Origin of the sequence: Microbacterium sp., from assembly GCF_048259935.1 — a bacterium.
In the GTDB taxonomy this organism is placed as follows: Bacteria; Actinomycetota; Actinomycetes; order Actinomycetales; family Microbacteriaceae; genus Microbacterium.
In genome coordinates this window covers 1-26,976 of record NZ_JBLXHF010000005.1, presented here as the reverse complement: position 1 = coordinate 26,976, position 26,976 = coordinate 1, and the positions used below count along the sequence as shown (strand labels likewise).

Below are 26,976 nucleotides of genomic sequence, written 5' to 3'. Positions count from 1 at the left end.
TTTATTCGTAGTTATCTTCGAGGATGGATGCATGGGCAACGCACTTCCCGCCCCCACGGCTCTCTCTCCTGCCAGCACGGCTCTCCGCGCGCAAGAGGTGCATCGCCTGCGCAGCGAGATCTCCCGCATGCAGCGGCGACGCAGCGATGCGCCCCTCCTCCCGCTCGACCCAGCCCTCGAGGGACTCTTACCCGATGGCGGCTTGCGGGTCGGTTCTGCGTATTCGATCTCGCCCTCGCCGAGCCTGCTCGGCGCACTGCTTGCCGCGCCGTCGCAGAAGGGGTCCTGGTGCGCGATCATCGGCATGCCCACAATCGGCGTCGAGGCGATGAGCGATCTCGGCGTTGACCTCGAGCGCCTCATCCTCGTGCCCGACCCCGGCCAGCGCTGGCTCACGGTCGCGACTGCTCTTTCTGAGGTGATCCCGATCATCGCCGTCCATCCCCGCAGTCGCGTCGCAGATGCTGATATCGCTCGGTTGAACGCACGCCTGCGCGATCGGAGCTGCACCCTCCTGATCACCGCGCCCTGGCCCCAGAGCGAGGCGACGATCAAGGTCGAAACGACCGAGTGGCACGGCCTCGGCTCCGGGTGGGGGTTGCTCTCGGATCGCACCGTGACTCTGCGCGCGTCGGGCCGACGGTTCGAGTCAGGGCAGCGGGTGCGGGTGCAGATGCCGACCTCGCTCGGTCGGGTCGATGCAGCCCCCGCTCCCCTGCGTCCGATGGCACCGCTGCCCGCCTCCAAGCGCTGGGCGGCTGCCGGATGAGTGCCCCTCCACGCCATCTGGTGCTGTGGCTGCCGGATTGGCCGGTGCGCGCAGCGCTCGGTGCACCACCCGGTGATGAGCCGGTCGCCGTCGTACAGGCGAACACCGTCGTCGCCTGCTCCGCATCCGCCAGAGCGCAGGGGGTTCGGCGCGGTCAGCGCCGCAGGCTTGCCCAGACGAACTCTCCCGGTCTGCGGATTCTCCACGCCGATCCTCTGCAGGAGCAGCGGATGTTCCTGCCTGTGCTCCGCCTGCTCGAAGAGCTCGTGCCGGGGATCCAGCCGCTGCGTCCTGGATTGATCGCGCTGCGGGCCCGAGGGGCTTCCCGCTACTACGGGGGCGAAGAGCACGCCGCACGGCATCTCATCGACGTTCTTGCAGAGCATTCCCACCCCGCATCCCGTGCTGGGGTCGCAGACGGTCTGTTCACCGCTGAACAGGCCGCTCGCCTGGCCGACCCCGTGCGGGTGGTCGATCAGGGCGAATCACGTGCTTTTCTCGCTCCTCTTCCCATCCAGGTGCTGGGCGATGAGCAGATCACCGCACTGCTGACGAAGCTCGGAGTGCGCACGCTCGCCGATTTCGCCGGCCTCGAAGTCAGTCATGTGCGCGATCGACTCGGCGAGCACGGCGTGCGACTGCACGATCTGGCAGCGGGTGCAGACTCCAGGCCGCTGATACCGCAGGCCCCTGAGCCGCAGCTCGCGCGTGAGATCGTGTTCGACAGCCCGCTCGCGCAGGCCGAACAGGTGGCCTTCGCGGTGCGACAGACAGCGGATGCCGTCACCGCGGGCCTCGCCGAGCTCTCGCAGGTGTGCACGGAGGTGCGCATCGAACTGACCGACGACGATGGCGGCGTCTCCTCCCGTGTATGGATGCACCCGACTTCTTTCGAAGCCAGCGATCTGATCGACCGAGTGCGCTGGCAGCTCGAGGGGATCGCGAGCACGTTCGCCGATACCGAGCGGGCAGGAGCTGGCATCCTCGAGGTGCGGATCACCCCGACGCGGGTCGATGACAGCGCGCACCACCAACCAGGACTGTTCGGGCAGGGCCCCGAGCAGCGCCTTCACCATGCTGTATCGCGTGTACAGGCTCTGCTCGGTCATCGTGGCGTTGTCACCCCACAGGTCACGGGCGGACGCCGACTCGCTGAACGTCAGCTGTTCCGACCGTGGGGAGACCAGACACCGCACCTGCGAGATGCGGCGCTGCCCTGGCCTGGGAGCCTCCCCAGCCCGCTCCCCTCTGAAGTGTTCGCTCCGCCTTTACCTGCCAGGGTGACAGCGGCCGACGGCACAGCTCCCTCTGTCGACGAACGAGGAGCGCTGTCTGCACCCCCGGTTCAGATCGAAGATGCTGGCGTGCTCAGCTGGGCCGGCCCATGGCCGTTGCGGGAGCGAACCTGGGATGCCGATCACGCTCGGTCAGCTCAGCGGTTCCAGATCGTCGATGACGCCCAGCGAGCCTGGCTCGTCCTCTGGGAGGACGGTTCCTGGTGGATCGAGGGGAGGTATCGCTGATGGGCTTCCACAACCCGGCGATGTCATGGAAAGACCTTGAGAAGACGCTCAGCGGCCGGAGCTCTGCCGAACCACCGATGATCAGGACCGATCCTGGTCCAATCAGCCATCGACGCAGAACTGCACCTCCGCCACCACCTGAGCCACCAGAGAACGCCGTTCCTTACGCCGAACTGCATTCGCACACCTCGTACTCGTTCCTCGATGGCGCCTCTCCCCCAGAGGATCTGCTCGCCGAGGCTGTGCGCCTCGGCCTCACCGCACTCTCGATCACCGATCACGATGGCTTCTACGGTGCGGCGAGGTTCGCCGAGGCCGCTGACCTCATGATGACCCGCAACCCGAAGATCCAACTGCAGACCGTCTTTGGCGCTGAGCTCTCGCTGGATCTCCCCTCCCCGCAAGGCGGAGTTCCCGACCCGGTCGGCGAACATCTGCTCGTGCTCGCTCGCGGTATGGAGGGATATCACCGGCTCGCAGGCGCCATCACCCGCGCCCAGCTGCGTGGCGGAGAGAAGGGGCGCCCGGTTTACGATCTCGACGATCTTGCGGCGAGCGCCGACGGGCAGTGGACGGTCCTCACCGGCTGCCGCAAGGGCGGCGTGCGCCAAGGGCTCGCTCGCGGGGATGCGCAGACTCCGCTGCGGCGCCTCATCGATCTGTTCGGGCAGGACAACGTGGTCGTCGAGCTGTTCGACCACGGTGATCCGCAGGACTCTCGCCGCAATGATGCTCTGGCTGATCTTGCGGCAGCTCACCGTCTTCCGGTGGTGGCGACGAACAATGTGCACTACGCAGCGCCGCACCGTGCCGGGCTCGCCGAGGCCGTCGCCGCAGTGCGCGCGGTGCGCAGCATGGACGATCTGGACGGCTGGATGCCATCGCACGGGTCAGCGCATCTGCGCAGCGGGGCGGAGATGACCGAACGGTTCCGCCGCTATCCCGGTGCGATCTCGCACGGGCTGCAGATCGCCGAGGAGTCGGCGTTCGAGCTGCGTCGTGCGCGCCCTGCCCTGCCGAAGCAGAAGGTGGCCGACGGGCACACGCCGATGAGCTGGTTGCGCCACCTGGTGTGGGAGGCCGTCCCCCTCCGCTATCCACGGCTCGATGACGCGGGTCGTGCCCGCATCGAACGCGAACTGAATGTGATCGACGAGAAGGACTTCCCCGGCTATTTCCTCATCGTGCACGGCATCGTCACCGAGGCGAAGCGCCGTGGCATCCTCTGTCAGGGACGCGGATCGGCTGCGGCGAGCGCGGTCTGCTACCTGCTGGGCATTACCGCCGTCGATCCGATCCTGTACGGGCTGCCCTTCGAGCGCTTCCTCGCCAGCACTCGTGAAGAAGAACCCGACATCGATGTCGACTTCGACTCGGGTAGACGTGAGGAGATCATCCAGTGGGTCTACGAACAGTACGGGCGTGAACGCGCGGCGCAGGTGGCGAACGTCATCCAGTACCGCCCGAAGAATGCCGTGCGCGATATGGCCAGGGCGCTGGGCTACTCTCCTGGCCAGCAGGACGCCTGGTCACGTCAGGTCGACGGCTGGGGTGCGGATCTCTCCCCCGTCGACGGTCATGACATTCCCGAGACAGTGCTGGAGTACGCCGGTGAGGTGCTGAAGGCACCTCGGCATCTCGGCATCCACTCCGGCGGGATGGTGCTCACCGCGCGTCCCGTCGGTGAAGTCGTTCCGGTCGAGCATGCCCGCATGCAGGACCGCACCGTCATCCAGTGGGACAAGGACGACGCCGCCTGGATGGGGCTGGTGAAGTTCGATCTGCTGGGGCTCGGCATGCTCGCTGCCCTCCAGAACTGCTTCGATCTCATCTCTACGGCGACCGGCGAGCGCTGGAAGCTGGAGACCATCCCCAAAGAAGAGGCGGCCGTCTACGACATGCTCTGCCGCGCCGACTCGATCGGGGTGTTCCAGGTCGAGTCCCGCGCGCAGATCGGGCTGCTCCCCCGGTTGCAGCCACGGCGGTTCTACGATCTCGCCATCCAGATCGCGCTCATCCGCCCCGGCCCCATCCAGGGGGGCGCGGTGCATCCCTTCGTGCGCAGAAAGATGGGGGTGGACGAGGTCACCTACCCGCATCCGGCGCTCAAACCCGTGCTGGAGCGCACGATGGGGATACCGGTCTTCCAGGAGCAGCTCATCCAGATGGCGACGACGATCGGCGACTGCACCGCCGACGAGGCCGACACGCTGCGCCGAGCGATGGGCTCCAAGCGCGGGCTGGAGCGGATCGACAGCATCCGCGACAAACTGTATGCCGGCATGACGCGACATGGTCTCTCACCGGATCAGTCCGACCGCATCTACGAGCAGATCCAGGCGTTCTCGAACTTCGGGTTCGCCGAATCGCACTCGCTGTCGTTCGCACTGCTGGTCTATGCCAGTTCGTGGCTCAAACTGCACTATCCGGCTGCGTTCCTCGCTGGTCTCCTCGATGCACAGCCGATGGGCTTCTACTCCGCTGCCACGCTCACAGCCGATGCCCGGCGGCACGGGGTGCAGGTGCGACGGCCCGATCTGCACGCCTCGGCAGCGGGCGCAACGCTGGAGCCGTTGGATGCTTCCTTCGGCCCCGCTCCCACCGGGTTTGCTTCCTGTGCCGTATACGAGCAGCCGACACCGGGCGAGTTCCACCGGGAAGCGCCCGACGAATCGGCAGCGCATCGCCGCGATGGCGGCTTCGCCGTGCGGCTCGGGCTTCTGAGCGTGCGTGGCATCGGCAAGCCGATGGCAGAGCGTATCGCCGCCGAACGTGATCTGAACGGCCCATACCAGGATCTGCATGATCTTGTCCGGCGAACGGATGCCACGGCAGCGCAGTTGGAGGCACTATCAGCGGCGGGGGCGTTCGAGTGTCTGGGGTTGAGTCGCCGCGAGGGTGTATGGCTGGCGGGAGCCGCCGCTGAGGACCGTGCCCGGTATCTGCCCGGCACGACCGTGTCTGTGCAGCCACCCCTGTTCACTGATCAGAGCAGCTATGAGCGTCTGGCGGCAGATCTGTCCACCACCGGTGTCTCGATCGACGACCATCCGATGACGCACTTCCGCACGGCGCTGGGCGAACGCGGCGTGCTCACCGCCGCGCAGCTGCGTGACCACGAGGTCGGCCGACGCATTGAGGTCGCGGGCCTCGTCACCCATCGGCAGCGTCCTGCCACCGCGGCAGGAGTCACCTTCCTCAATCTCGAAGACGAGCACGGCCTCGTCAACGTGGTCTGCTCGACCGGTGTCTGGAGCCGCTACCGCCGTGTCGCCCGGGAATCCCCCGCCCTCATCGTGCGGGGGATTCTGGAGCGTTCGCCCGAGGGCGTCATCAACGTGCTCGCCGATGCTTTCGAAGATCTGCGCACCGGAATCGAGCACCGCTCCCGCGACTTCCGTTGAGCCCAGAGGCCTCCACAACGCACGGGAGTGATGCGTTCAAGAAGCAGACGCCTGCTCACCAGAACCGCGGCGCCTCCGGCTCCGGTCTGCGGTCGGCTCCGCCCCAGCGCAGGGCTTCGCTCGTCACCGCGGATGCTGCAGCATCCGCCTCTCGCAACGCGACGTCTGCGGCATCCGCACCGGGGCCGACCGGATCGACGAGCAGCGACGTTCTGACGCCCTCACGCGCGGGCATGATCGTGCACTCCAGCACACGACCCACCCATGATGTCGTTCCCAGAACCGCGGATCCCTGCTGATAGCGGATGCGAGTTTCCAGGTCGGTCACAATCAGGACCGTGCGCTGATCGCTCTCATCCACACGTTCGATCACCTCGACCCGATGCCCGTGCGGAATCGGGGCGGGAACCGCGATGATGATCGTCCTGTCCATGGCTACAGCCTACGAACTCGGGACCGCGGCAGGTAGGCCACTTGCGTGTGCTGACGCCGAACGTTCTACGCGGATCCACAGGTGCACTTGCCTACGCTGGAATCCATGGATGCCGGAGCCGAGAACCTCAACGCGATCGCTGCCTGGGCGGTCTCGCTCATGGAGACACTCGGCGGCTTCGGCGCCGGCCTCGCCATCGCCCTGGAGAACCTGTTCCCGCCCCTGCCGAGTGAGATCATCCTGCCGCTGGCAGGTTTCACCGCCGCGAAGGGATCGCTGGGCCTCGTTGAGGTACTGATCTGGACGACGGTCGGTTCTGTCGTGGGCGCACTCCTTCTGTACGGCATCGGCGCCTGGCTCGGACGTCGCCGGATGTACGCGATCGCCGAGCGTCTGCCGCTGATCAAAGTCGAAGATGTCGAACGCACCGAAGCCTGGTTCGAGAAGCACGGTTCCAAAGCGGTGTTCTTCGGCAGGATGATTCCGATCTTCCGCAGCCTGATTTCGATCCCCGCCGGGATCGAGCGGATGCCGCTGCTGCGCTTCACGCTCCTCACGCTGGCGGGCAGCGCCATCTGGAACACGATCTTCGTTCTCGCCGGCTTCTTCCTCGGTGCGAACTGGCACATCGTCGAGGACTACGCGGGAGTCTTCCAGAAGATCGTCATCGCCGTCGTCATCGTCGCGGTCGTGGTCTGGGTATTCCTGCGCGTCCGACAGATGCGCCGCACCAGAACTGCCCGCAAAGTCGCTATCGATTAGCGCTACACCCCACCTCGCGGCGCTTCTCGATTGCTGACTGATCCGCTCATCGACATCCACATGTGCGGCGTCGGCTGGCAGGATGGTCGCATGGCCGGATCAAGCGATCGGACGGACATCATCACCATGCGTCGCGTGCGCGACCGGATCGACCGCGACTTCGCACGGCCGCTGAACGTCGAGGATCTCGCCCGCGGTGTGCACATGTCTGCAGGGCATCTGAGCCGCGAGTTCCACCGCATCTATGGCGAGCCGCCGTACTCGTACCTGATGACGCGCCGCATCGAGCGCGCGATGATGCTGCTGCGCCGCGGCGACCTCACCGTCACTGAGATCTGTTTCGCGGTGGGCTTCTCTTCGCTCGGCACCTTCAGCACGAGGTTCTCTGAGCTCGTGGGGGTGTCCCCCAGTGCGTACCGCGACGACCCATCGCGTTCTGTCGACGGCATCCCCCCGTGTCTTGCTCGTCAGGTGACCAGACCGGTCAGAAATCGAGAAGCATCCGCGCGAGCATCCGCCTAGCGTTACGTGCATGAACATCACCATCCACAACGCGTTCCTCCCCCACACTGACGCGGATGCCGCCATCGGCTTCTACCGCGACCTGCTCGGCTTCGAAGTGCGAGGCGACGTCGGTTACGAGAACATGCGCTGGATCACGGTCGGCCCCGTCGGTGATTCCACCTCGATCGTGCTGCATCCACCGGCCGCTGACCCGGGGATCTCGGACGAGGAGCGCGAGACGATCATGACGCTCGTAGCCAAGGGCGTCTACGGTGCCGTCACTCTGTCCACCGATGATCTGGAGGGTCTCTTCGAGCGAATGGAGGCAGCGGGCGCCGATATCGTGCAGGAGCCGACGGATCAGTTCTACGGCGTTCGCGACTGCGCCTTCCGCGATCCGGCAGGAAACCTCGTCCGCGTGAACCAGGCGTAACCGCTGTGCGCACACAGAAGAGCCGCCCACTGATTCCAGCGGGCGGCTCTTCTAGGTCTGCGTGATTACGGCTTCTTCTTGCCGACCAGAGACTGCACGGCCTTCGAAATCGCCGCGAACTCGTCCTGCTTCTTCGCCACGAACTCCAGTGCCTTGACCCCCGTGTCGATGACACTGGACGCGAGCTCGCCGGGATCGCGGAACTGGTGGCTCACGTTGCCGGCGAAGCCCGTCTCGAGAGCTTCGCGGCTGACGAGCTCGAGCTTCAGGGTCTTGGTGCCCTCGGCGAAGCTGACCTCGTCGAGGTCGACCCAGATCAGGTTGGGGCGTGTGGTGGAGCCGAAGACGTAGCGCTTGTTGGTGAGGTCGAGCACGACCTGCCAGATCGTCTGCGATGCGTCGGGCTTGCCGGGCTCCGGCGTGCGGAACGGCTGAGCGGCGTTGCGGATGATGCTGAACATCGCGGCGATCGCATCGATCTGCGTCTTCGGCTGCACCTGGTGGGCGACGTAGAACGACGCGCGTGCGAAGCGGTCGCTCGCGAGCGTAGAGCCGGGAAGCGGCTTGTCTCCGCCGAGACCATCGATCTGCTTCACGAGTTCGAGCTGCTTGTCGAACGTCGGGGAGTTCGTCATGACCTGGTAGGCGCGGTCGTGGTAGACCTTCGCGTTGCCATCGGTGTACTCGATGATCGCCGAGTCGCCGCTGGCGTCGTTGATGGCCAGGTGAAGCGTCGGAACCAGGTGTCCGGTCGGGTCGAAGAGCTGCGAGATCTTGACCTGCGAGGAGTTCGTCCACTCGACTGCTTCGGCGACGGTTGCGAAATTGTCGAGGTAGTACTGCAGCCAGATCGCCTGGCTCAGCTGCGTGTCGGAGTCCTTCGGCTTGCCGTAGTCGGACTCAGCGAGCCAGAGGATGTGACCGGCGAATCCTTCTTCGTTCATGCCATCGGTGGCGATGAGGTCGAAGGCGGTGGCGACGATGCTGCCGTACTTCGCCTTCCAGGTGAGGTCTCCGTTGACACCGTCCGTGCGCTCGACACCCCGAGGGAACTTCCAGAGGTTCGTGAGGAGATCCATGTGGAAATCCATGTTGCGACCGACGATGACCGAACCGTTGGCATCAGGCCATACCACTCGTGTGCACATAATCCGCTAACACATCCGTTCTCTTCTTCAACTTCTCGGCCATCCCGAGGCGACTTGGACCAGACGCTCACATCATATGGAGCCGGATCCGGACGGTGGCGCGTTCCGTGGCATTCTTCACCCGCCGTATAACCAGCCGCTTCACCCGGCTTCACCACCCACGTCTCCGATGCCCGGACTTACGATGGCGGAGTGGAGAGTGCGCACAGAGTAGGAACGCTCGGGATCATCGGCGCTGGCCGGCTCGGCTCCGTACTGGCCCGCCTTGCGAGTTCGGCAGGCTTGCGCGTGCTGGTCGCACGATCGGGGGATGCTGCGCTCATCGCCGCACCGATGAACGCGCTCGGAGCGGTTGCCGTCTCGAGCGCGACGGCGATTGCGGAGTCGGATGCGGTGATTCTTGCGCTTCCGTTGGGTGAGTATGAGACTCTCCCAGCCGATGAACTGCGAGGAAAGCTCGTGATCGATGCGATGAATTATTGGTGGGCTTCCGATGGCATCCGTGATGATCTGAGCGATCCGCGCACCTCGACGAGTGAGCTCGTGCAGCGCCACCTCGCGGGTGCGCGTCTCGTGAAGGCGTTGAGCCATATGGGATATCAGGATCTTGAGGATGAAGCGCGCCCGACAGCATCCCCCGGCCGCAAGGCGATCGCCATCGCCGGTGACGATCCGGATGCCGTGGCGTCTGTCGCCTCCCTCGTCGATGACCTGGGATTTGACCCGGTGCTGGCCGGCCCGCTCGCCAACGGCATCATGCTGGAGCCGGGCGCAGAAGCATTCGGTGCCGATGTCGGAGCCGTGCAGCTGCGCGAGATGCTCGACGGGTTCTGGGATTCGCAGCGCGGCATCATCGTGGCGCGAGCGCGGGAGGATGATTCATCGGCATGACCCGGCCTCATGCCGCGCCAGGTCGATGATGCGACCACACGCGAACGGTAGCCGCACTTGCGTCCTCAGCACGGATCTGCTGCCAATTGCGTCCACCCCGCGCGAAGGAATGATGCACGGACGCAGGCACCTCGTCATACGGGATGGGTGAGGGAATCCACTTGCACGAGCGCACGTGCGTCAAGTCGACCGCCCATGCGCCGGGGTCGGTGTCGTAGCGCCATTCTCCGCTGATCTGGCACAACCAGAACAACTCATACCCGTCGCGAGTCCACGCGAAGGACCCGATCGCGGCCGATGCGAATCGTTCCAAGCGCCGCGCACCGCGCTCACCGAAGATCGCGTCGGTCTGAGTGAGCGCCGCAGAAAGCGAAGCGGGTGGACGTTCAAGACGGCCGCCGATGCCGCACACCCCGTACTCGAGAGCGCGGTCAACGGCGATCCCGGTGGGCACGTTGTCATCGCGTGAGCGCATGGGAGCACGGAAGACCTTCGGATGCGGCATGCTCAGACGTCTTCTGGTGAGAGATCGCCCTCGCCCTGTTCTCCGAGCTCTGCGGTCACGGGGTCTTCTCCCTGGGTCTCTGGCTGCTCTGACGTCGAGGGCATGTCCTCCTCGGGTATCTCGCCGAGCCGTGGCATCTCGTCGTTGTCTGCGTCAGTACCTGAATCCGGCGTCGATTCCATGATTGCTCCCTCGTCTGCTGCGTTCGGCTGAGGCGATCGCGCTGCCTCGCCTACAGTTTCTCGGGCTGGACCGCTCCCGCAGAGGGGGTTGAAGTAGCGCTGGACGAGGGCTACCGTTGCGCACCTACGAGTGGGCTTCAGTCTGCCCGGGTGAAGACGCCGAGTCCGTTCGGCTCCTGCCCGGGCTCCGGGAACTTGTTGAAGTACGTCAGCGTAACCCCGGTGATCTGCTCGCCCTCGCGGACGAAGACCGCCGAGGAGAGCGAGCCGGGCAGGGCGTTCTCACCGGTCGGCACGAACGAAAGCGTGTCGCCGTCCCACGGGTCGATCTCGAAGGTATAGCCGCCGTCAGGTCCGAGCGCGCCGGTGAGGATCCCGTTCTCCTCTGTGACGACGAAGTCACCGAAGTAGGGGCTCGTGTATGTGCCCACGTAGTCGCTACCCGGACCCGCTTCTGCGGCACCCGCTGGCGGTTCTTCGCCGACGAGGTCACCGGCCGGATCGACTGGCGGAGAGTCAATACTGAGGGGTGCAGTATTGGTCGGTTGCGCGGAGCGTCGACCTCTCGCAGCCGACTAATTCACTCCGATGGCCACCCCAGTCGCAGCCCGAGGTCAAATGACGTGATGGCCTCAGTCATCTGCCGAAGAGGTTTCCCCAGCCAGGGATGTCAATGTTGGAGAGTTGTTCCCCGAAGCCACTGATGTTCTCGCCCAAGCCCGCTGTGGCTCCGGCAGCGAGGTCGCTCGCCCCGCCAGCTAGATCACTCGCCCCGCCGGCAAAGTCGGTGGCTGTGGCGGTGACGTCCTCCAGTCCCGTGGCAAGCGCGGAAAGGTCGATCGCGCCGGCAAGAGCATCGAAATCGACGCCCGCGGTGAGCGCTTCGGCAAGAAGAGGCGCGGCAATGGTACTTCCGATCGCGCCGGCAGCGACGACAACCAAGAGCCCACCGGCAGCACCGGCGGCGGCCACGCCGGCCCTCTGCCCGGTGGTGGCGTTACCGGTTCGAGGGGTACGAGCGAGGATCCCAGCCAGAGCACCAGGCCGAGCTGCCTCGGCGCGGGTGGCGGTGCGGGCAAGATCAGCCGGTTGGGATGTGCGGGGCTGTTCTGCGAGGGGGAGTTCGGTCCGCAGTCGCGCCTGGATTTGGTTGCGTTCTGCAGGAATGAGTCGGCTGAACGCATCGGCGTGGATCCGCTCCAACTGGGCAGGCTCGGCGGTATGTAGGAGGTATTCGTAGCGGGCCACTGCGGCACGCTCGGACGCGTGATCGTTTGCCGGGGGTGAGGTCAGCCCGACGGTCTTCGAGGGTGCAGTGCCGGCGGGTGCGCCGGCAGGTGGGCTGAGCGGATGCCCGGGTCCCGCTGGCGGGACGGGTGTCGCCGGCGCGCTGCCCGGGGCAGGCGGGGTGGGCGCGGCGCCGGTGATCGCGCCCACCGCACCACGCAGTGTGCTTTTCCAGTCGCGCGGTTCGCTGCCAGGGGTCTGCGCAGGCGCGGGGGTCTTGTTGAGTGCCCGTTGGGCCAGGCCGGTGAGGCGGTCAAACATGGTCATGAGCGTCTTCCTTCTGGGTAGGTGCTGGGGTTCTGTGGAACGTGAGTGCGCCTCTTCCGGGCGAGTGGACGTCCCTCCTGCTTCGCGAACGTTGGTCGTTCACGTGGCAGGTCAGGCGAGCGGGAGCCATGCCACGGACATCACTCCCCACGCCTGTGCCCGACCTGCGGAGGGTGGGAGGAGGGAAGAACGTGTGGCTGAGTAGGATTCGACGCGCACCTGCTCGGGGGTCAGCTCAACCCTCGCGGCGGCGGCATCCGCGAGCACCGCGGTGAGAATCTCGCGGTGCCGTCGAGTGCGAGAATGCAGCAAGACCGCCGGGTCGAGGCTGAACCCTGCCCGCTCCGGCTGCACGTGTACTCCCACATGTGCGGTGCGCTCTGCGAGGAGCCGAACCGCGGTGAACAGTCCGTCCCACCGGACTCTTTGGCGCGGCAGGGCGATGTGCACGCACAGATCACCGTCCCCGACGAAAGAGCGGAGATCGTTGGGCCATACGGGCGCTTCGAGGATGACGCGGTCGATCGGGGTGGTGAGCTGACCGTAATGCAGCAAGCACAGATCGTGTTCTTTCGTGATCACGATCAGCTCCGATCCGGGCAGGCATCGTCGTGTAGCTGCACACGCGCGCCCCAGTCATCAATCGGATGCAACACACCGGTGGCCGCAGCAGTCCGGTCGATCACCGTCCGGGCGTCCCAGGACGGACCTCCCTCGACGATGAGGCACTGCCCCGCATCCGCGTGCAGCTCGTTGCTCGAGCCGCCGAGCAAGACCCGCTGCCCCGCCGCGACGACAACGTCCGTCACGGATTGATCCGTGACCTCACGCACGGTGACCGGATTGTCTCCCGCGTTGCGCAGACTCCCGCACCCCGGCAGAGGTCCGCCGCAGCGGTCACCGACACCGACAGTCCACGCGACTGCGAGAATCCCGGTCACAGCGAGCAGCGGCAACACAACTACCGCCACCGTCGAACCTCGGCGACCCCTCCTCACCGGCTGGGAATCGGGGGCCAGGGCCGCCGAGGGGTCACGGTCAGTCATCGGAACTCACCTTCCGTTCTGCGGGCACTCTGCCGCGGCGGCGGAAGACCGGCTCCGCGGCGGCGAGCTCCTCGTCGCTGGCGAGGCGGAACGCCCCGGCGGCTTCGGTTTGCACCTCACGTCGTCCTTGGCCTCGGGTGGCACGGAGGCTGGCGACGATCGAGACGGTGATGATGGTGGCCACCACGGCGAGGCTGATGGTGGTCGGGATGTAGAGGACGTCCAGGAGGAGCATCTTGATGCCCACCCAGATCAGGACGAACGCGAGCCCGACCTTGAGGTAGATAAACCGGTGGATGAGGTCGGCGAGGAGGAAGTACATCGCACGCAGCCCCAGGATGGCGAACGCGTTGGCGGTGAACACCAGGAACGGTTCGGAGGTGACGGCGAAGATCGCGGGGATGGAGTCGACGGCGAAGATGATGTCGGTGATCTCCACCAGGACCAGCACCGCCAAGAGCGGCGTCGCCACCACGATTCCGGCTTTGCGGATCAGGAACTTCTGCCCGTGGTAGGCGTCGGTCATCGGCACGAACCGGCGGAAGGCCTTGAGGATCTTGGACTTCTCGGGGTGAATGTGGTCGTTGCGGGAGCGGAACATCCGCCATCCGGTGTAGATCAGGAACGCGGCAAACACGTACAGGATCCAGGCGAAGTTCTCGATCAGTGCGGCGCCGGCGGCGATGAAGATCCCGCGGAAGATCAGGGCGCCCAGGACGCCGAGGAAGAGCACCCGGTGCTGGTACTCGCGGGGGACGGCGAATGCGGCGAAGATGATCGCCCAGACGAACACGTTGTCCACGGCGAGGGATTTCTCGATCAGGTAGCCGGCGAAGTACTGCTGCCCGAATTCCGCCCCCCACAGCGACCACACGAGCACACCGAAACTCACGCCCAGCACGACCCACACGATCGACCACGCGGCGGCTTCCCGCACACCGATCACATGGGCTTTGCGGTGTGCGACCAGATCGACGGCGAGCATCACCAGGATCACGCCCAGGACGGCGAACCACGCCCACAACGGCACTGACATATCAAAGACCTCCACGAATACTCGTGAAGGTCTCATCGGCCTGACGGCCCTGCGCACCGGATCCCGAGGCGGGAACGTATTGACGATGCGGAGCGAGGATTACTCCCCTTCTTGCCCCCATCAAACAGGAGAAGTATGCTTCACGTCAAGTCGGCTCGCGAGAAGTTCCCGGAACCACGGTCAAAAGATGGGCGAGCCTGGGGGCGCTTTCGCGGTGTTCTGGCAGGACTATGCTGTCTTCGGGCTGCTCGTCGAGCTGCACGGCGAAGTGGTGGTGGCGGGTGAAGGGTTCGGGGTTCGACGTCGATGCCGGGTTGCGGCGATACCCGTGGGTGTCGAGGGCCATGAACGCGGAGGCCGTTTACGGCACCGTTCTGACCGCTGGGCTGATCTCCGCGTTCTCTCTCTACAACCCGGGACTGCCGGTCCTGATCGCGCGCACCATCGGCACCGTCCTGGTGTTCTGGGGTGCACACGTCTACGCCGAGATCGTCGGCAACCGCGCAATGAGCTGGCGAGAAGCGGTCCGCGAGGGCCTGCAACGCTCCGCCGGACTCCTGTGGGCACTCATCGTCCCGGTCGCCTGCCTGACCGCGGCCGCGCTCCTCGGACTATCGATGGATGCCGCCGTAGACATCTCCTTGTGGGGAGGCGTCGTCACCCTCGCCATATTGGGATGGTGGGCGGCCCGGCAACGCAACGACCCCGCCCTGGTGAAGGTGGTCACCGCCGCCGCGACGGCAGGCATGGGACTCGCGCTGATCGCTCTCAAAGCACTCGTGCACTGACCGCGCCCCGGCATCCGCTGAGCCGAGCGGTAACGCGCGTGTCTTAGTGGATGTCCAGTAACGCGCGGATGAGGTCGCCCACGGTATGCGCGGCGTTCGCAGGATGCCGCAACGGACGGTCCTGGTACAACACGTAGTGGTTGCGCCGACCGCGCTTCTCCCGCTCCAGGTATCCGGCGTCCTCGAGATCGCCACCCGCCTCGGCTTCCCCACCAAGGCGTCATCGTGCAAGCCCACCACGACCTGTTCAGGAAACACGGCGAGGACATGCATACTTGGAAGTCCAAGGGGAGTACTCCGCCACAGTCGGCTCGTCATTACGGATGCACGCCGCATCCCGGGCCACCGGTCCTCGATCACGAGGATGGAGAAGACCTTGGCACTGATCCGCTCACGCCACGGTTAGGACCCCGCTGTGAACATCACCCCGCTCGTCTGGATCATCACGATCGCAGTCACGATCGCGTTCTTCGTCTACGAGTTCTACGCGCACGTGCGCAAGCCCCACGAGCCGACCATAGGCGAATCCGCCCGCTGGTCGGCCTTCTACATCGGTCTCGCGCTGCTGTTCGGCGTCGGCATCGGAATGGTGTCAGGCTGGACGTACGGCGGTGAGTACTTCGCCGGGTATCTGACCGAGAAGGCGCTGTCGATCGACAACCTGTTCGTCTTCCTCATCGTGATGACAAGCTTTGCCGTGCCGAAGATCTATCAGCAGAAGGTGCTGATGATCGGCATCGTGATCGCACTGATCCTCCGCGGCATCTTCATCGCCGTCGGCGCGACGCTCATCGAGAACTTTTCGTGGGTGTTCTACGGATTCGGCGCACTGCTGCTCTTCCTCGCCTACCGGCAGGCTTTCACACACGGCGACTCCAACCCCGCCGACGGCAGGTTCATGCGCTTCGTGCGCCGCCATATGCGCGTGACCGACGAGTACCACGGCGACCGCCTCACGATCGTGCAGCAGGGGCGCCGCTGGGCCACGCCGATGCTGCTCACCATCATCGCGATCGGCTTCGTCGACCTCATCTTCGCGGTCGACTCGATCCCGGCGATCTACGGGCTGACCGAAGAGGCGTACATCGTCTTCACCGCCAACGCGTTCGCGCTCATGGGCTTACGCCAGCTGTTCTTCTTGATCGGCGGCCTGCTGGAGCGGCTGGTCTACCTCGCGCAGGGGCTCGCTGTCATCCTGGCCTTCATCGGCGTGAAGCTGCTCATCCACGCCCTGCACAAGAACGAGTTGCCGTTCATCAACGGCGGCGAGCCGATCACGGTGATCCCCGAGATCCCGATCTGGCTCTCGCTACTCTTCATCGCCGGGACGATCGCGGTGGCGACCATCGCCAGCCTCATCAAGACCCGCGGCGACCGCCGCCCAGCCGAGCAGGTCTCAGCCGATGACACACAGAAGGAACTCTCGTGAGCATCCTGCACCGCGCTGATCCCTCCCCCGACCCCGACAGACCCGGCGCCCGGCCGATTCGGCGGGCGTACGCTGACGAAGGGCTTGACGTTCGATGAACGGCGACCTCATCCTGAACATCGCGCTGGTCATCGCCTTCGTGCTCATCGGCGGCGTCTTCGCACGCACCGAGATGGCGCTGGTCACCCTCCGCGAGAGCCAGGTCAACGCGATCGCCGCGCGCGGCCGGCGTGGTGAGCGCGCCGCCGCGCTGGCACGCAACCCCAACACGTTCCTGTCGGCGGTGCAGATCGGTGTGACCGTCGCAGGGATTCGTTTGGGCCGCCTACGGTGCGACCTCCATCGCACCGTCTGTCGCTCCGCTGTGATGCATCAGACCAGACATTGATGCAAATGCCCTGCCGAGGTTCCCGATCTCGGGGCCAACCTCTTTCAGCAACGCCACAAGTACCCACTTCTCGCTGCGGCGTGGGCTCGACCTTGCTCTCTTTCATGATGCATCAGACGGCAATATTGCTCGCTTGGAGAAATGCTCGAAGATGACGGGCCACAGGTCCAACCATGGTCGCGTCTCCTCACCGAACTGCACGAGGTCGACGAACTCCGAGACGATCGCCTCCGGAACTCCCGAGGGCGCTCCGTTCGTGAGCACGACGATCCCGACGTTGAGGTCAGGGATCATCGTGGCATTGGTGGCGGCCCCCCATCCGAATGCACCGGAGTGACTGATGCTGACCCGCCCCGTCACAGTCGCGCCGACGTTCGTGCCGAAGCCCTAGTGCGATGTACGCGAGAGCAGGTTCTTGGCATCGCCGCCGGTGATCGAATGGGCCGAGTAAGTCTTCGCGAGCACGAGCGGGTCGATGAATTCCGCACCGTCGACCTCGCCGTTCGCCAGCACCATGTTCATCCACTTCGCGATGTCGTCAGCGGTGGAGGCGACGCCGCCGGCGGGAGCTTCGGCGTCGGCGTCTCGGTCGAACAGCTGCTCATAGACGCCTTCTCCGGTGCGCGCATGCATCGCCGCGCGATCATCGGCGGCGAGGTACTCGTCGTGGACGACGGTCGTCGACGTCATGCCGAGCGGTTCGAACAGCAGCTCGTGCGCGGTCTCTACCCACGTCTGGCCGCGCGACGCCGCGACGGCCTCGCCGCCGACCGTCAGCCCGAAGTTGGAGTACTGGTAAGTGTCGCGGAAGGATGCCAGAGGAATCTTGGCCATGTGGGCCATGATGTAGTCCGCATCGAAGCCGACGTCTTCGAGGTCATCGCCGCCACAGGTCGGAATCCCCGTGCGGTGCGAGAAGAAGTCGGCGATCTTCGCATGCTCGGTCACATGCGGGTCGTTCAGCGCGAAGTCGGGAAGGTATTCGACGACCGGATCCTCCCAGGAAAGATCCGCGTCGTCGGTGATGGCTTTGGCCACGATGCTCGACGAAAGAGGCTTGGACAGAGACGCGATCTGGAAGACGGTGTCGGCATCGACGAGCTCTTCCGTCGTCACGTCACGCACGCCGTAGCCTTCTTCGAACACGACCTTGCCGTTCGAGACGACCGCCACCGCTGCGCCGGGGACGCCGGTCTGCGTGAGCGCCTTCTCGATGAACGCGGGGAGCGCATCGACGGCCGCCGCCACTGCCGTGTCGCGATCCGTGTAGAGATCGACAACATCCTGACTGGGGTCCTGTCCGAGCGCGACGGACGAAGCGCTCGAAGGCGAGGACTCCGCGGTCGCCCCTGCAGTGCACGCCGTGATTCCCAGCGTCAGAGCGGCCACCGCCGAGACGGCGACACCGCGTGCAATCCCCTTGTTGTTGGTGCTGCTGTTGCCGTTCATGTCGATGCCTCCGTCGGCTTCCCTCCAGTGTGTATGGACAGAAGCGGACAGAGCAACCTCCGCTTGAGGCCGTAGCCGCTAGAGGGCGTCCTAAACCGGTCAGATGCGCGATGATGGTGTCAACACGCATTCCGGAGGCAGATATGGAAGACAAAGCACTGCTCGAGCTGATCTACCGCAGTCGACCTGAGACGGTGGCCGAGCTCGCCACCACGGCGCATGCAGATCAGGACGAGATCGCAGATGCCGTTGCACGCCTCGAGCAGGGTGGCGCGATCTCGCTGCACGATGACAAGATCGCGTACTCGACTCCGGTGACCTGGACGGCAGATGTCGTCGAACGCGAAGCGCGTGCGATGCGCAATACGGCGAATGAGGCCACCGCGCGAATCGAACGGCTCGTGGCGGATCTCCCAGGCCTGCTGCGCCACTGGGCCGTCGGTGAGACCTCGGGCGATGTCGTTCCAGTGTTCGTGCGGCACGGGCCGCAGGCAGCGGAAGACCTCTGGTACGACGTCGCACGCGAGCACAGCGATACCGCCTGGTCAGTGCTTCCCGATCTTGGACGCTACTTGCAGTCCGATCCGGCCCGCACCAGCCGTTTCGCGGAAATGTTCGCCGGGAAGCAATCGGTGCGGGCGATTCTCCCCCGCTCGATGGCAGCGGATCCGCGGCTCGTGGCGATCGCTGAGCGCTACGCGTCCGTCGGAGTGGAGTTTCGCGTTCTCGACGATCTTCCGAGTTGGTTCTGGATCGATGGCGATGTGCTCGCGTTGCCGATCGAGTGGGGCGAGGGGTGGCCGTCCAGCGTGATCGGAGTCCGCAGCGCCTCGCTCGCGGAGCTGGGCCGAAGCCTGTTCCGCGAACTCTGGCATCGCGGTGAGCCGATCGGCGGCGCAGAGCAGTCGTGGGCACCGCTTCTTTCGCTGATGACGCAGGGTGTCACTCTCGACGCAGCTTCGCGCCACCTCGGGATCAATCCACGAACCGGCAGGCGACGGATTGCGACGGCGATGGATCAGTACGGTGTATCGACACTGTTCGCTTTAGGGGCGGCCTGGGGCGCGGACGGAAAGCCGACCGTGCGCTGACACGCAGAGAGCCTTTCGACTCAGTCGGCGATGCTGATCACGTCTTGCTGCAGCGGCATGACCTTCGTCATCGCCGTCTTGTCTGACGCAGTGATGCCGCAAGATTGCGACCTCGACATGCACTCCGCCAGTTCAGCATCGTTCACGGTGCCGGTGAGTGTGAACGACTCGAACACGAACGGCAGCCCATTGGAGCCGAGCGGTAGCGGTGAGTCCATCACGTGAAAGTGCAGGTGCGGCATGTCCGTGTTACCCGAGTTTCCGAGGTATCCCAATACGTCACCGCGCGACATCTTCTGACCGACAGCGAGACCCTCGGGGTTCTCTCCCTGCAGGTGCGCATAGAACGCGTAGTGGCCATCGCCGAGGTCCTGCACGATGTGATTGCCCCCGTACTCATTGAGTTCCAACCCGACCGGATGCAACCCCGGCGCCTCTTCGGGCAGATCCCACTTCATCGACACGATGGGACCATCGCCCACCGCGAGGATCTCCGCGCCGTAGTACGCATAGCTTGCGAGATCGTCGATCGGGCCGTCGAAGATGCGCGACTGTTCATCCAGCTGCACGAAGTCGATCGCGAATCGTTCTGGTGCGTACAGCGCGCTGTTGATCGGATTGATCGCACTTCGATGTGCGGAAACTCCGCAGCAGCCGTTACCGTCCAACCACCCATCACCACTCACCGGTGAGCCGATGACGAGCGGTGTAGCCGGGGAGACCGGCGCGTCGACAATCGTCTGCTTCATCTGCTCGGTGATCATCGGCGGCATGGCCGTCTCCGGCGAGAACTCGATCAGGTGACTCAGCATCTGCGGAGCTGTGCCGCCCACCGGCAGTATCACGTCGAGGATGACGGTCGCGCTCTGCCCCGAAGCCAGCTCGTAGCCCGGGGCGGGGGCTCCCATCGCCCGCATCCACGGCAACAGGTCCTCGCCGCTGAGCCGCATGATCTCTTCGCCGTCGCCCCGCACCGAGAGTGCGTCGACGGTCACCGCCTGACCGATGGTATTGGTCAGAAAGAGCTCGTATGCAACGTGATCCCGATCGTCGGTTCCTCGCACGATGCGAGGTGCGTCGAGCACTGAGCCCACGATCGGTGTGAAGAGCTCTTCATCGGGAACGGCGTTGTCGGGCGTCGCCTGGACCGCCGTCGACGAAGGTTCTTCGACCGAGCAGCCGCTGGCCAGAGCGAGCATGGCGACCACCACCAGCAGCGCGAGTGGTGCTGAGGCCTTTTTGCGTAGACGTGCGAGTCCCATGTGTCTCTGCATCTCTTTGCTCGTCCCTCGCCGCAGCAAGAGAGCATCGAACGCCGCCATCCGCCTTCAGGCCCAGCACGGCGTAGAGTCCTATCTATCCGGATAATATACTCCACATAATGAAATCCTGTCCATGGTCACGGTTACTCTGGAGTCATGCCGGAGATCGCACGCCGACGCGCCGAACGGCGAGAAGTCGCAGAGAGTCGGGAGAAGATACTCGCCGCGGCCGAGACGTACTTTGCCGAACGCACGATCGATGCACCGCTCAACGAACTCGCCCGACGCGCCGGAGTCAGCGCCGCCACGTTCTACCGCCGCTTCCCCGCCAGTTCAGATCTCATCCGCGGGCTCTACGACCGATTCGCCGCACGGTTCGACGAACTCTTCGACTCGCTGGACGACGTTGACAGCGGTTGGTCAGGAATAAGCGACGCCATCGCCGGGACGATCGCGATCGTGCGAGACAGTCCGATACTCGTGCCCATCATGGTGCGCATGGCCGCGATCGATCCGAGCTACCGGCCGGGAGAACGCTGGGTCGCCCCCATCGAACGACTTACCGCGCGAGCGCAGGCCGAAGGCTCTGTCCGAAGCGACGTCACGGGTTTCGATCTTGTTCTCGCGCCGCTCGCTGTTGCATCCCTCGCCGCGTTTCCACAGCCGATCGGCACCGCGCTCCTCGACCGCGTTCACCACATCCTGCTCGATGGCCTCCGTGCGCCGGCCGCAACACCCCTGGCCGACAGTGCGGCTGTCGAAGCCGATGCGTTCCACAGCGCCATCCATGGCCGCTCGTCGGGGGCGGATGCCGACCACTAAGGACCGACAGCGCCAACCGCTCCCGGAGACGACGATGCCCCGACCAGATTTGACATCTGATCGGGGCTTTGGTCGGGCTGACAGGATTTGAACCTGCGACCCCTTGAGCCATGGACGGGTTCTCTCTGACGATCATTCAATACCCATAGATCCCTTGCGAGAGTAAGGCTCGCGAGGCAGAGTCGTTCCCGCCAGTTCCCGCCGGATCCTCCTGGATCCTGATGCTTGCGTGTACATCTGCGTGTACCCGGCTTTTGATCTTTTGCGTGACTGCTGGAGCAGGAAAGATACCTGGCGATCAACAGGGAGACGATGTCTCGGGGGTCGCTGCCCGTGTTGAGTTTTTAGACTTTATGGACCAGGGCACATGTACACCCTGCTAGGGGTACTCCTCGCATCCCTTCCCCTGCCGCAGCGCACCTCGGTTCATGATCGCAGAGTGCCAGCGCGGCTATTGGATACTGGTGTGCCGGGCGACTTAGACTCGATGTTCGGGGCCAAGAGATTTGGCCGTCCTACAACTGAACAGGCGGGGTTTGAATTGACCTCTGTAACGCAGCGCATCACCCAGTACAACAAGGAGACAGGCCAGCCTCGGGGCGGGCTGGTCAATCCGAAGCTGCTGACGGCGATCCAGCTCGAGGACGAGCATGGAAATCTTGACCACAAGCAGGAGAACGTTCACGCCAGCATCGCCGGCTTGGCAGTCGACTACTTGAGCCGACTGGCACGCGTCCGTGCCGGCGCTGGGGAAGAAGCCGCGCGCGCTGCGGTTGATGTCTTCCGAGCCTCTTTGATGGGTGCACAGCGCATCACCGATTTCGGCGGGTACCCGTCAGCGGTTGGGGATGCTCGACAGGCTGTTTTGAGCCTCAATATTAAAGAGCACGAAGACGGCATCGTCGGTTACGCAATGGACGAGACCGCAGTGCTGATCGCTTGCCAGCTGGCGACCTATGACGTGGCTCTGCGCGCAGGCGTGGGGTTGTACAACCCGGAGAGCACCCTTCGAGCGCCGGATGAGGTCACGACCGCGCACATCCTGGTCATGGTGCATCGGGCTGAGCGGTTCTTTGCCGAACATGGTCCGATCGTCGCCGACGGGTTCATCTTCATGAACGAGGTGCAGCATGCTGCCGACGAGCGCGGTGGATACACCGACCTGGTCGACAGCGGTGATGGGGACTTCCTGACCGAGGACACCTTGTGGGACTTCAAGGTCTCTGCGTCGAAGCCGACCAAGGACCATGTGCTTCAGCTGCTGATGTACTTCCTGATGGGCAAGCAGTCCGGGCTACCCGAGTTCGAGGCGCTGACTCATGTCGGGATCTTCAACCCGCGGCTGAACGTTGTCTACCGGCTGGCCGTGGTCGATGTGCCACCCGAGATCATCGACACGATTCGCTACGACGTGATTGGATATGGTGCCTAGACATGACGACGAAAAAACCCTCGCATGTTGCAGTGAATGCAACTGTCCGTGCTTGCAATCGATACCTATTCGGCTCCTTCGGTGTCGAAGTGTTCCGACCATAACAGCGTGATCTCGCGGATGCGGAGATCTGGGTTGACACAGTGATGCACTGTCCCATACTTTGTTGCATCTAATGCAAGATTTTGAGGCTTCTCCAGCGGCGCTTCGGCTGATCACGTCAGCATCGAACGTCGCACTGGCGAACCCGGAAGCGCAGGTTTTCAGTGCGATGATCGATGGTTGGCGGAACCAGCAGCTGTCGCGCGGGCTCCGTGAGCAGACGATCCGGAACCGGACGGCGACGGTGACACGGTTCCGTGATTTCGTGGACAAACCGCCTTGGAGGTGGACTGTCGCGGATGTGGATGAGTTCACTGCTCAGTCTGGCGGTCGCACTCGGACGTTGTCGACGATGCGCGCCAACCATGGGTCTATCCGTGGGTTCTGTGACTACCTCACGAACCCGTTGTACGACTGGATGGAGATCTGCGATCGCGAGTTTGGGGAGGTCCCTTCGCAGGTGTGCCTGCCGTGGAACACGGTGGCGCACCGGTTCGAGTTCGAAGGCGATGGGAAGCGTCGCCCGTTCGCGTACGACGAGATCGAGCGCCTGTTCGATACGGCCGACGCCCGCGTCGAGCTGCTCGTGAGTTCCGGGCGAAAGGGTGCGCTCGGCGCGTTGCGGGATGCCCAGTTGCTGAAGACGGTCTACGCGTTCGGTCTGCGCCGCACTGAGGCGGTGATGCTCGATACCGTCGATTTGCACCACAACGCGAAGATGCGCCAGTGGGGCCGCTACGGCGCGGTCCACGTGCGATGGGCGAAGGCGGCGGGCGGTGGCGCGCCACGACGTCGCACGGTGCTGCTGGTGCCGGAATTCGACTGGTGGGTCCCCGGCATGCAGCAATGGCTCGAGCAGGCCCGGGCCCGTTTCGCGCCCGGAGACGACCTCGACGCGCTCTGGGTGACCGAGCGCCGCACGCGTCTGTCTGCTGGGTATCTCGATCGGAGGTTCGCAGAGTTGCGTGATGAAGCCGGCCTGTCGAAGGACCTGACGTTGCACAGCCTCCGGCACTCCTATGTCACGCACCTTCTGGAGTTCGGGTACGCCGATCGATTCGTCCAAGAGCAGGTCGGGCATATGCATGCCTCGACGACCTCGATCTACGCCTCCGTCAGCTCGGACTACAAGAACCGTGTGCTCGCCGAAGCGCTGAAGGCCCTCATCGAAGGAGAAGCTGATGACCGTTGAGCTCGACACCGGCTGGAATCTGCGCAGCGTAATGGCGTCGCGCGGGATCTTCCAGACCTCCAAACTGAAACCCCTACTCGAAGAGCGCGGCATCGACCTGTCCCGGGAGCAGGTGTATCGGCTGGTGACTCAGCCGCCCCAGCGGGTGCGTCTCGACGTGTTGGCGGCGTTGTGCGATGCGCTGGAGTGCTCGCTCGACGATCTCGTGACGATCACTCGCCGGGAGGCCTCGACCCCGGTGGCGGTGGGTGAGGAGGCGACACGGGGGGCGATCGGTGATCTCCGTCCTGTTCGCGCGGCGATCCGTCGGCCGCGTACGAAGTAGCCGCGGTGGCCAAGCCTCCGCAGCTGCCGCGAGTCGCTGAAGTCGTCGCTCTCGTCCGCCCTCTCGTTCCCGAGATCTCTCCCGAGCGACTCACTGAGATCGTGCATACGGTCGCGCCAGTACCCCTCACGCAGCTGCTTCTTGAGCTCGCGCTGATCAAGCAGCCCGGAGTCCTGGAGGGGCAGCATGCGAACGTGCCAGCGACCGTTCAGAATCTGGCCCATGCGCTGGTCAAAGAAGGGGCGAGCCGGGTGGTGTTGCCGACGTGTGAGTCCTGCGGACGCGCGGTGAGAATGCCCCACAAGACGCCGGGCGGTGGTCGGCACTGCTCCCGATGCGAGCGGAAGGCCCGGTCCGTCTCCTGCGCGTTCTGTGGCCGGGTCCGGCCCGTGCAGCGCACCATCGACGGACAGCGTTTCTGCCGTGACTGTTGGCGAGCCGACCCTCGATCGTTCGGCGACTGCTCGCGGTGCGGTCAGCACGCGACCATCATCGTCCGTCGCCCGGAACTCGTCTGCCTGGCCTGCTACACCGCACCGATCAAGACCTGTGGTCTTTGCGGAGAACCTGGCCGCGTCGCCTCGCACCTCGACGGACGACGAGTATGCGCGCGCTGCTACTACGCGATGCGCAGACCCCAACCTTGTCCCGAGTGCGCGCGCAGAGTGTTCCTCACCGGGTTCATGAATGGCCAGAAGGTCTGCGCCGACTGCGCGGGCACTCCGATCACGATGGCCTGCCCTGGATGCGGCTCGATCGAGGAAATCCGCAAACATCACCTCTGCGTCGAGTGCCGCCGGCCCGTCGCGATCCAACAGCTGCTCGCCGACGATGCGGGAGAGATCCGTGAGGATCTCCACCCGCTTGCTGACTATCTGCTCACGCACCATGGCAAAGCGGCGTCGCTCGAACGCTGGCTGCACAAGAGCAAGTGCGCGATGGTGCTCCGCGAGCTCGCGGACGGGACCCTGCCGCTCACCGCCGAGGCGATCATCACCCGAGCCCGGTCGGGACAGTCGGTCGCGTTCCTCCTCTCACTGCTGGTCCGTTCCGGCGTGCTGCCGGAGCTCGACGTCGAGGGCACGCGCTTCGACCACTGGCTCAACGACTGGCTCGGTGGCATCGACCATCCCGAGGACCGGCTGATCCTGCGCCGCTACTGCACCTGGGAGCTCCTCCGATCCACTCGGACACTGCGCAGCGCGTCCAGCCCTGCTTCCGGCTTCCAGAGGCAGAGGGCTGCACTGAAGTACTGCGCCGCGTTCCTCGGGGAGATCCGGGCGCAGCAGGAGACACTGGCGACGTTCCCGCAGCGCCTACTCGACGCGTATCTGACCGATTCGCCTAGCCAACGCGACGCGCTGGCACCGTTCACTCGCTGGCTGCGAAAACACCGGCTGAGCACCCTTCGGGTCGAGTTTCGAGCCCATCGCCTCGAGGGGCGAGACTACGCCTCTGATCACCGATGGCAGATGGCCCGCAGGTTCCTGTCCGATGCCGACATGGACCCGAAGACCCGGGCCGCGGGTCTCCTCGTGCTGCTCTACGGGATCCAGCTGACCCGCATCGTCACGATCACCCGGGCACAGGTCGACACGAGCTCGCGGCCCGTGACGCTCACCGTCGGGGCCGAGCCGATCGAGGTCCCCGCGATCCTCGGCGACGCCATCGTCGAGCTCGTCGATGCCACAAAGGGCCATCCTGAAGGGTGGTTGTTCCCCGGCCGGAACCCGGGCCGTCACCTCACCCCGGGGCCGCTCAGCCGTCGCCTTCGCGCCGAAGGCCTGCTTGCCGGGAGCGCCCGCACGACAGCGCTCATCGAGCTCACCCGGCAACTGCATCCCCGGATCGTCTCGGATCTCCTCGGCATCACGACGGCATCCGCTGCCTCATGGTCGCGTCTCGCCGGTGGCGAGTGGTCCGATTACCCGGCTCTCCGCTCCACCCACCCCTGATCAAGCATCACCCGTCAGAGCCGGGCCGGAAATCGCTTCGCGCAGTTGCTCGACGGTCGGAGAGCCTCCCAGCCCGGCAGGGGTACGGAACACCCGGCAGGCGAGCCCGACCGGCGTGTGCTCGTCGGCGAAGGGATCGACGCCGTCGACGAGGACGGTCGGTGACCCGTGGAATCCGAGGCGCTCGGCGTCCTCGGCGGTCTCGACCAACTGTCGTGTGACGCGGATATCTGATCGACCGTCGAGCAGCTCAGCAAGCCGGCGGTCGAGTACTTCCCAGTTCGGGCAGCCGTCGAAGTACTGCAGGGTGATCTCCATGGTTGGCCCTCTCAGTTCTCGGTGCCGCGGAGCATCAGGAGCGCTCCGGCAATCGTAGCGGTGACGATCACGATGTCGGCGAGGTTCCCGATGAACCAGTTGCCGTAGGCGAGGAAGTCGACGACGTGCCCCCGGGCGAATCCTGGTTGGCGGAAAAGCCGGTCGCCGGCGTGCGAAGCAGCGGCCCCGCCGAGCCCACCGATCACGATCGCCCACCCGGGGCGTCGGACCCG

The 26,976-nt window shown here is 65.0% G+C and carries 30 protein-coding genes and 1 pseudogene; 16 read left to right on the top strand and 15 right to left on the bottom strand.

Going from position 1 to position 26,976, the window contains the following annotated elements; translation table 11 throughout:
• Positions 1 to 31 precede the first annotated feature (31 nt).
• The 3 genes from ACN0RC_RS09785 to ACN0RC_RS09775 are packed head-to-tail and all read left to right on the top strand — an operon-like array spanning position 32 to position 5,696.
• Positions 32 to 769 carry a hypothetical protein gene (locus tag ACN0RC_RS09785; protein WP_417511196.1) on the top strand — a complete coding sequence of 246 codons (738 nt, stop codon included), beginning with the start codon at positions 32 to 34 and terminating at the stop codon, positions 767 to 769.
• Positions 766 to 2,292: a DNA polymerase Y family protein gene (locus ACN0RC_RS09780; RefSeq protein WP_417511194.1), complete on the top strand. Its 1,527-nt coding sequence runs from the start codon at positions 766 to 768 to the stop codon at positions 2,290 to 2,292. Before ACN0RC_RS09785 ends, ACN0RC_RS09780 begins: the two co-directional genes overlap by 4 nt.
• Entirely contained in the window at positions 2,292 to 5,696 is a 3,405-nt protein-coding gene (locus ACN0RC_RS09775) for an error-prone DNA polymerase (protein ID WP_417511192.1), read from the top strand. The genes ACN0RC_RS09780 and ACN0RC_RS09775 overlap by 1 nt, the downstream gene beginning before the upstream one ends.
• 55 nt (positions 5,697 to 5,751) lie before the next feature.
• Here the strand turns inward: ACN0RC_RS09775 and ACN0RC_RS09770 are convergent, their stop codons facing one another.
• Positions 5,752 to 6,129: a hypothetical protein gene (locus ACN0RC_RS09770; protein ID WP_417511190.1), complete on the bottom strand. Its 378-nt coding sequence runs from the start codon at positions 6,127 to 6,129 to the stop codon at positions 5,752 to 5,754.
• Between the two features lie 105 nt (positions 6,130 to 6,234).
• Between ACN0RC_RS09770 and ACN0RC_RS09765 the strand changes: the two genes are divergently transcribed.
• The 3 genes from ACN0RC_RS09765 (at position 6,235) to ACN0RC_RS09755 (ending at position 7,828) form a co-directional block, all read left to right on the top strand.
• Entirely contained in the window at positions 6,235 to 6,891 is a 657-nt protein-coding gene (locus tag ACN0RC_RS09765) for a DedA family protein (RefSeq protein WP_417511188.1), read from the top strand.
• 90 nt (positions 6,892 to 6,981) lie between these two features.
• Positions 6,982 to 7,413, top strand: a complete 432-nt coding sequence (locus ACN0RC_RS09760; RefSeq protein ID WP_417511186.1) for a helix-turn-helix transcriptional regulator — start codon at positions 6,982 to 6,984, stop codon at positions 7,411 to 7,413.
• 10 nt (positions 7,414 to 7,423) lie between these two features.
• Complete coding sequence (locus ACN0RC_RS09755) at positions 7,424 to 7,828, top strand: VOC family protein (protein ID WP_417511184.1); 405 nt, start codon at positions 7,424 to 7,426, stop codon at positions 7,826 to 7,828.
• Between the two features lie 65 nt (positions 7,829 to 7,893).
• Here ACN0RC_RS09755 and ACN0RC_RS09750 read toward each other — a convergent pair whose 3' ends face one another.
• Entirely contained in the window at positions 7,894 to 8,976 is a 1,083-nt protein-coding gene (locus ACN0RC_RS09750) for a linear amide C-N hydrolase (RefSeq protein ID WP_417511182.1), read from the bottom strand.
• A gap of 192 nt (positions 8,977 to 9,168) precedes the next feature.
• Here ACN0RC_RS09750 and ACN0RC_RS09745 point away from each other — a divergent pair, with 192 nt between their 5' ends.
• Complete coding sequence (locus ACN0RC_RS09745; protein ID WP_417511180.1) at positions 9,169 to 9,867, top strand: NADPH-dependent F420 reductase; 699 nt, start codon at positions 9,169 to 9,171, stop codon at positions 9,865 to 9,867.
• 7 nt (positions 9,868 to 9,874) lie between these two features.
• Here the strand turns inward: ACN0RC_RS09745 and ACN0RC_RS09740 are convergent, their stop codons facing one another.
• The 8 genes from ACN0RC_RS09740 to ACN0RC_RS09705 form a co-directional block, all read right to left on the bottom strand.
• Positions 9,875 to 10,342 (bottom strand): GAF domain-containing protein, encoded by a 468-nt coding sequence (locus tag ACN0RC_RS09740; protein WP_417511178.1) that lies wholly within the window; start codon positions 10,340 to 10,342, stop codon positions 9,875 to 9,877.
• A 32-nt stretch (positions 10,343 to 10,374) separates the two neighbouring features.
• The gene (locus tag ACN0RC_RS09735; RefSeq protein WP_417511176.1) at positions 10,375 to 10,554 is read right to left on the bottom strand and encodes a hypothetical protein; all 180 of its coding nucleotides are present in this window, start codon (positions 10,552 to 10,554) and stop codon (positions 10,375 to 10,377) included.
• A gap of 137 nt (positions 10,555 to 10,691) precedes the next feature.
• On the bottom strand, positions 10,692 to 11,075 hold the full coding sequence (locus ACN0RC_RS09730; protein ID WP_417511675.1) for a DUF3471 domain-containing protein: 384 nt from the start codon (positions 11,073 to 11,075) through the stop codon (positions 10,692 to 10,694).
• A gap of 115 nt (positions 11,076 to 11,190) precedes the next feature.
• The gene (locus tag ACN0RC_RS09725; RefSeq protein WP_417511174.1) at positions 11,191 to 12,108 is read right to left on the bottom strand and encodes a cation-transporting ATPase; all 918 of its coding nucleotides are present in this window, start codon (positions 12,106 to 12,108) and stop codon (positions 11,191 to 11,193) included.
• A gap of 111 nt (positions 12,109 to 12,219) precedes the next feature.
• The gene (locus tag ACN0RC_RS09720) at positions 12,220 to 12,690 is read right to left on the bottom strand and encodes a hypothetical protein (RefSeq protein WP_417511172.1); all 471 of its coding nucleotides are present in this window, start codon (positions 12,688 to 12,690) and stop codon (positions 12,220 to 12,222) included.
• A gap of 2 nt (positions 12,691 to 12,692) precedes the next feature.
• Positions 12,693 to 13,154: a hypothetical protein gene (locus ACN0RC_RS09715; RefSeq protein ID WP_417511170.1), complete on the bottom strand. Its 462-nt coding sequence runs from the start codon at positions 13,152 to 13,154 to the stop codon at positions 12,693 to 12,695.
• Entirely contained in the window at positions 13,147 to 14,190 is a 1,044-nt protein-coding gene (locus ACN0RC_RS09710; RefSeq protein ID WP_147040069.1) for a TerC family protein, read from the bottom strand. Before ACN0RC_RS09710 ends, ACN0RC_RS09715 begins: the two co-directional genes overlap by 8 nt.
• 145 nt (positions 14,191 to 14,335) lie before the next feature.
• A complete protein-coding gene (locus tag ACN0RC_RS09705; protein WP_147040072.1) occupies positions 14,336 to 14,536 on the bottom strand; it encodes a hypothetical protein in 201 nt (66 codons plus the stop codon).
• Here ACN0RC_RS09705 and ACN0RC_RS09700 point away from each other — a divergent pair.
• The 3 genes and pseudogenes from ACN0RC_RS09700 to ACN0RC_RS09690 all read left to right on the top strand — a co-directional run.
• The gene (locus tag ACN0RC_RS09700; protein ID WP_147040074.1) at positions 14,535 to 14,978 is read left to right on the top strand and encodes a hypothetical protein; all 444 of its coding nucleotides are present in this window, start codon (positions 14,535 to 14,537) and stop codon (positions 14,976 to 14,978) included. The two genes, ACN0RC_RS09705 and ACN0RC_RS09700, sit on opposite strands and share 2 nt — an antisense overlap.
• 415 nt (positions 14,979 to 15,393) lie before the next feature.
• On the top strand, positions 15,394 to 16,407 hold the full coding sequence (locus tag ACN0RC_RS09695) for a TerC family protein (protein ID WP_417511167.1): 1,014 nt from the start codon (positions 15,394 to 15,396) through the stop codon (positions 16,405 to 16,407).
• A 94-nt stretch (positions 16,408 to 16,501) separates the two neighbouring features.
• A pseudogene (locus tag ACN0RC_RS09690) lies at positions 16,502 to 16,772 on the top strand (CNNM domain-containing protein); the annotation flags it as partial.
• Positions 16,773 to 16,897: 125 nt separating this feature from the next.
• On the opposite strand, the gene ACN0RC_RS09685 reads toward ACN0RC_RS09690, so the two are convergent.
• A complete protein-coding gene (locus tag ACN0RC_RS09685; RefSeq protein WP_417511165.1) occupies positions 16,898 to 17,089 on the bottom strand; it encodes a hypothetical protein in 192 nt (63 codons plus the stop codon).
• Positions 17,090 to 17,182: 93 nt separating this feature from the next.
• Positions 17,183 to 18,244, bottom strand: a complete 1,062-nt coding sequence (locus ACN0RC_RS09680; RefSeq protein ID WP_417511163.1) for a serine hydrolase domain-containing protein — start codon at positions 18,242 to 18,244, stop codon at positions 17,183 to 17,185.
• Positions 18,245 to 18,354: 110 nt separating this feature from the next.
• Here ACN0RC_RS09680 and ACN0RC_RS09675 point away from each other — a divergent pair, with 110 nt between their 5' ends.
• Complete coding sequence (locus ACN0RC_RS09675) at positions 18,355 to 19,335, top strand: hypothetical protein (protein ID WP_417511161.1); 981 nt, start codon at positions 18,355 to 18,357, stop codon at positions 19,333 to 19,335.
• A 20-nt stretch (positions 19,336 to 19,355) separates the two neighbouring features.
• Here the strand turns inward: ACN0RC_RS09675 and ACN0RC_RS09670 are convergent, their stop codons facing one another.
• Positions 19,356 to 20,597, bottom strand: coding sequence for a M23 family metallopeptidase (locus tag ACN0RC_RS09670; RefSeq protein ID WP_417511159.1), 1,242 nt, complete (start codon positions 20,595 to 20,597; stop codon positions 19,356 to 19,358).
• A 156-nt stretch (positions 20,598 to 20,753) separates the two neighbouring features.
• Here ACN0RC_RS09670 and ACN0RC_RS09665 point away from each other — a divergent pair, with 156 nt between their 5' ends.
• The 5 genes from ACN0RC_RS09665 to ACN0RC_RS09645 all read left to right on the top strand — a co-directional run bounded on the left by ACN0RC_RS09665 (position 20,754) and on the right by ACN0RC_RS09645 (position 26,425).
• On the top strand, positions 20,754 to 21,419 hold the full coding sequence (locus tag ACN0RC_RS09665; protein ID WP_417511157.1) for a TetR/AcrR family transcriptional regulator: 666 nt from the start codon (positions 20,754 to 20,756) through the stop codon (positions 21,417 to 21,419).
• Between the two features lie 367 nt (positions 21,420 to 21,786).
• Entirely contained in the window at positions 21,787 to 22,851 is a 1,065-nt protein-coding gene (locus tag ACN0RC_RS09660) for a hypothetical protein (RefSeq protein WP_417511155.1), read from the top strand.
• 454 nt (positions 22,852 to 23,305) lie between these two features.
• Positions 23,306 to 24,145 carry a tyrosine-type recombinase/integrase gene (locus tag ACN0RC_RS09655; RefSeq protein ID WP_417511153.1) on the top strand — a complete coding sequence of 280 codons (840 nt, stop codon included), beginning with the start codon at positions 23,306 to 23,308 and terminating at the stop codon, positions 24,143 to 24,145.
• Positions 24,135 to 24,470 carry a helix-turn-helix domain-containing protein gene (locus ACN0RC_RS09650; RefSeq protein ID WP_058631822.1) on the top strand — a complete coding sequence of 112 codons (336 nt, stop codon included), beginning with the start codon at positions 24,135 to 24,137 and terminating at the stop codon, positions 24,468 to 24,470. Before ACN0RC_RS09655 ends, ACN0RC_RS09650 begins: the two co-directional genes overlap by 11 nt.
• 683 nt (positions 24,471 to 25,153) lie before the next feature.
• Positions 25,154 to 26,425: a hypothetical protein gene (locus tag ACN0RC_RS09645; protein ID WP_242868642.1), complete on the top strand. Its 1,272-nt coding sequence runs from the start codon at positions 25,154 to 25,156 to the stop codon at positions 26,423 to 26,425.
• Here the strand turns inward: ACN0RC_RS09645 and ACN0RC_RS09640 are convergent, their stop codons facing one another.
• Together ACN0RC_RS09640 and ACN0RC_RS09635 are read right to left on the bottom strand one after the other, a co-directional pair.
• Entirely contained in the window at positions 26,426 to 26,743 is a 318-nt protein-coding gene (locus ACN0RC_RS09640; protein WP_058631820.1) for a hypothetical protein, read from the bottom strand.
• 11 nt (positions 26,744 to 26,754) lie between these two features.
• Positions 26,755 to 26,976 (bottom strand): signal peptidase II (locus ACN0RC_RS09635; protein ID WP_417511150.1); only part of this gene is annotated, 222 nt, incomplete at its 5' end.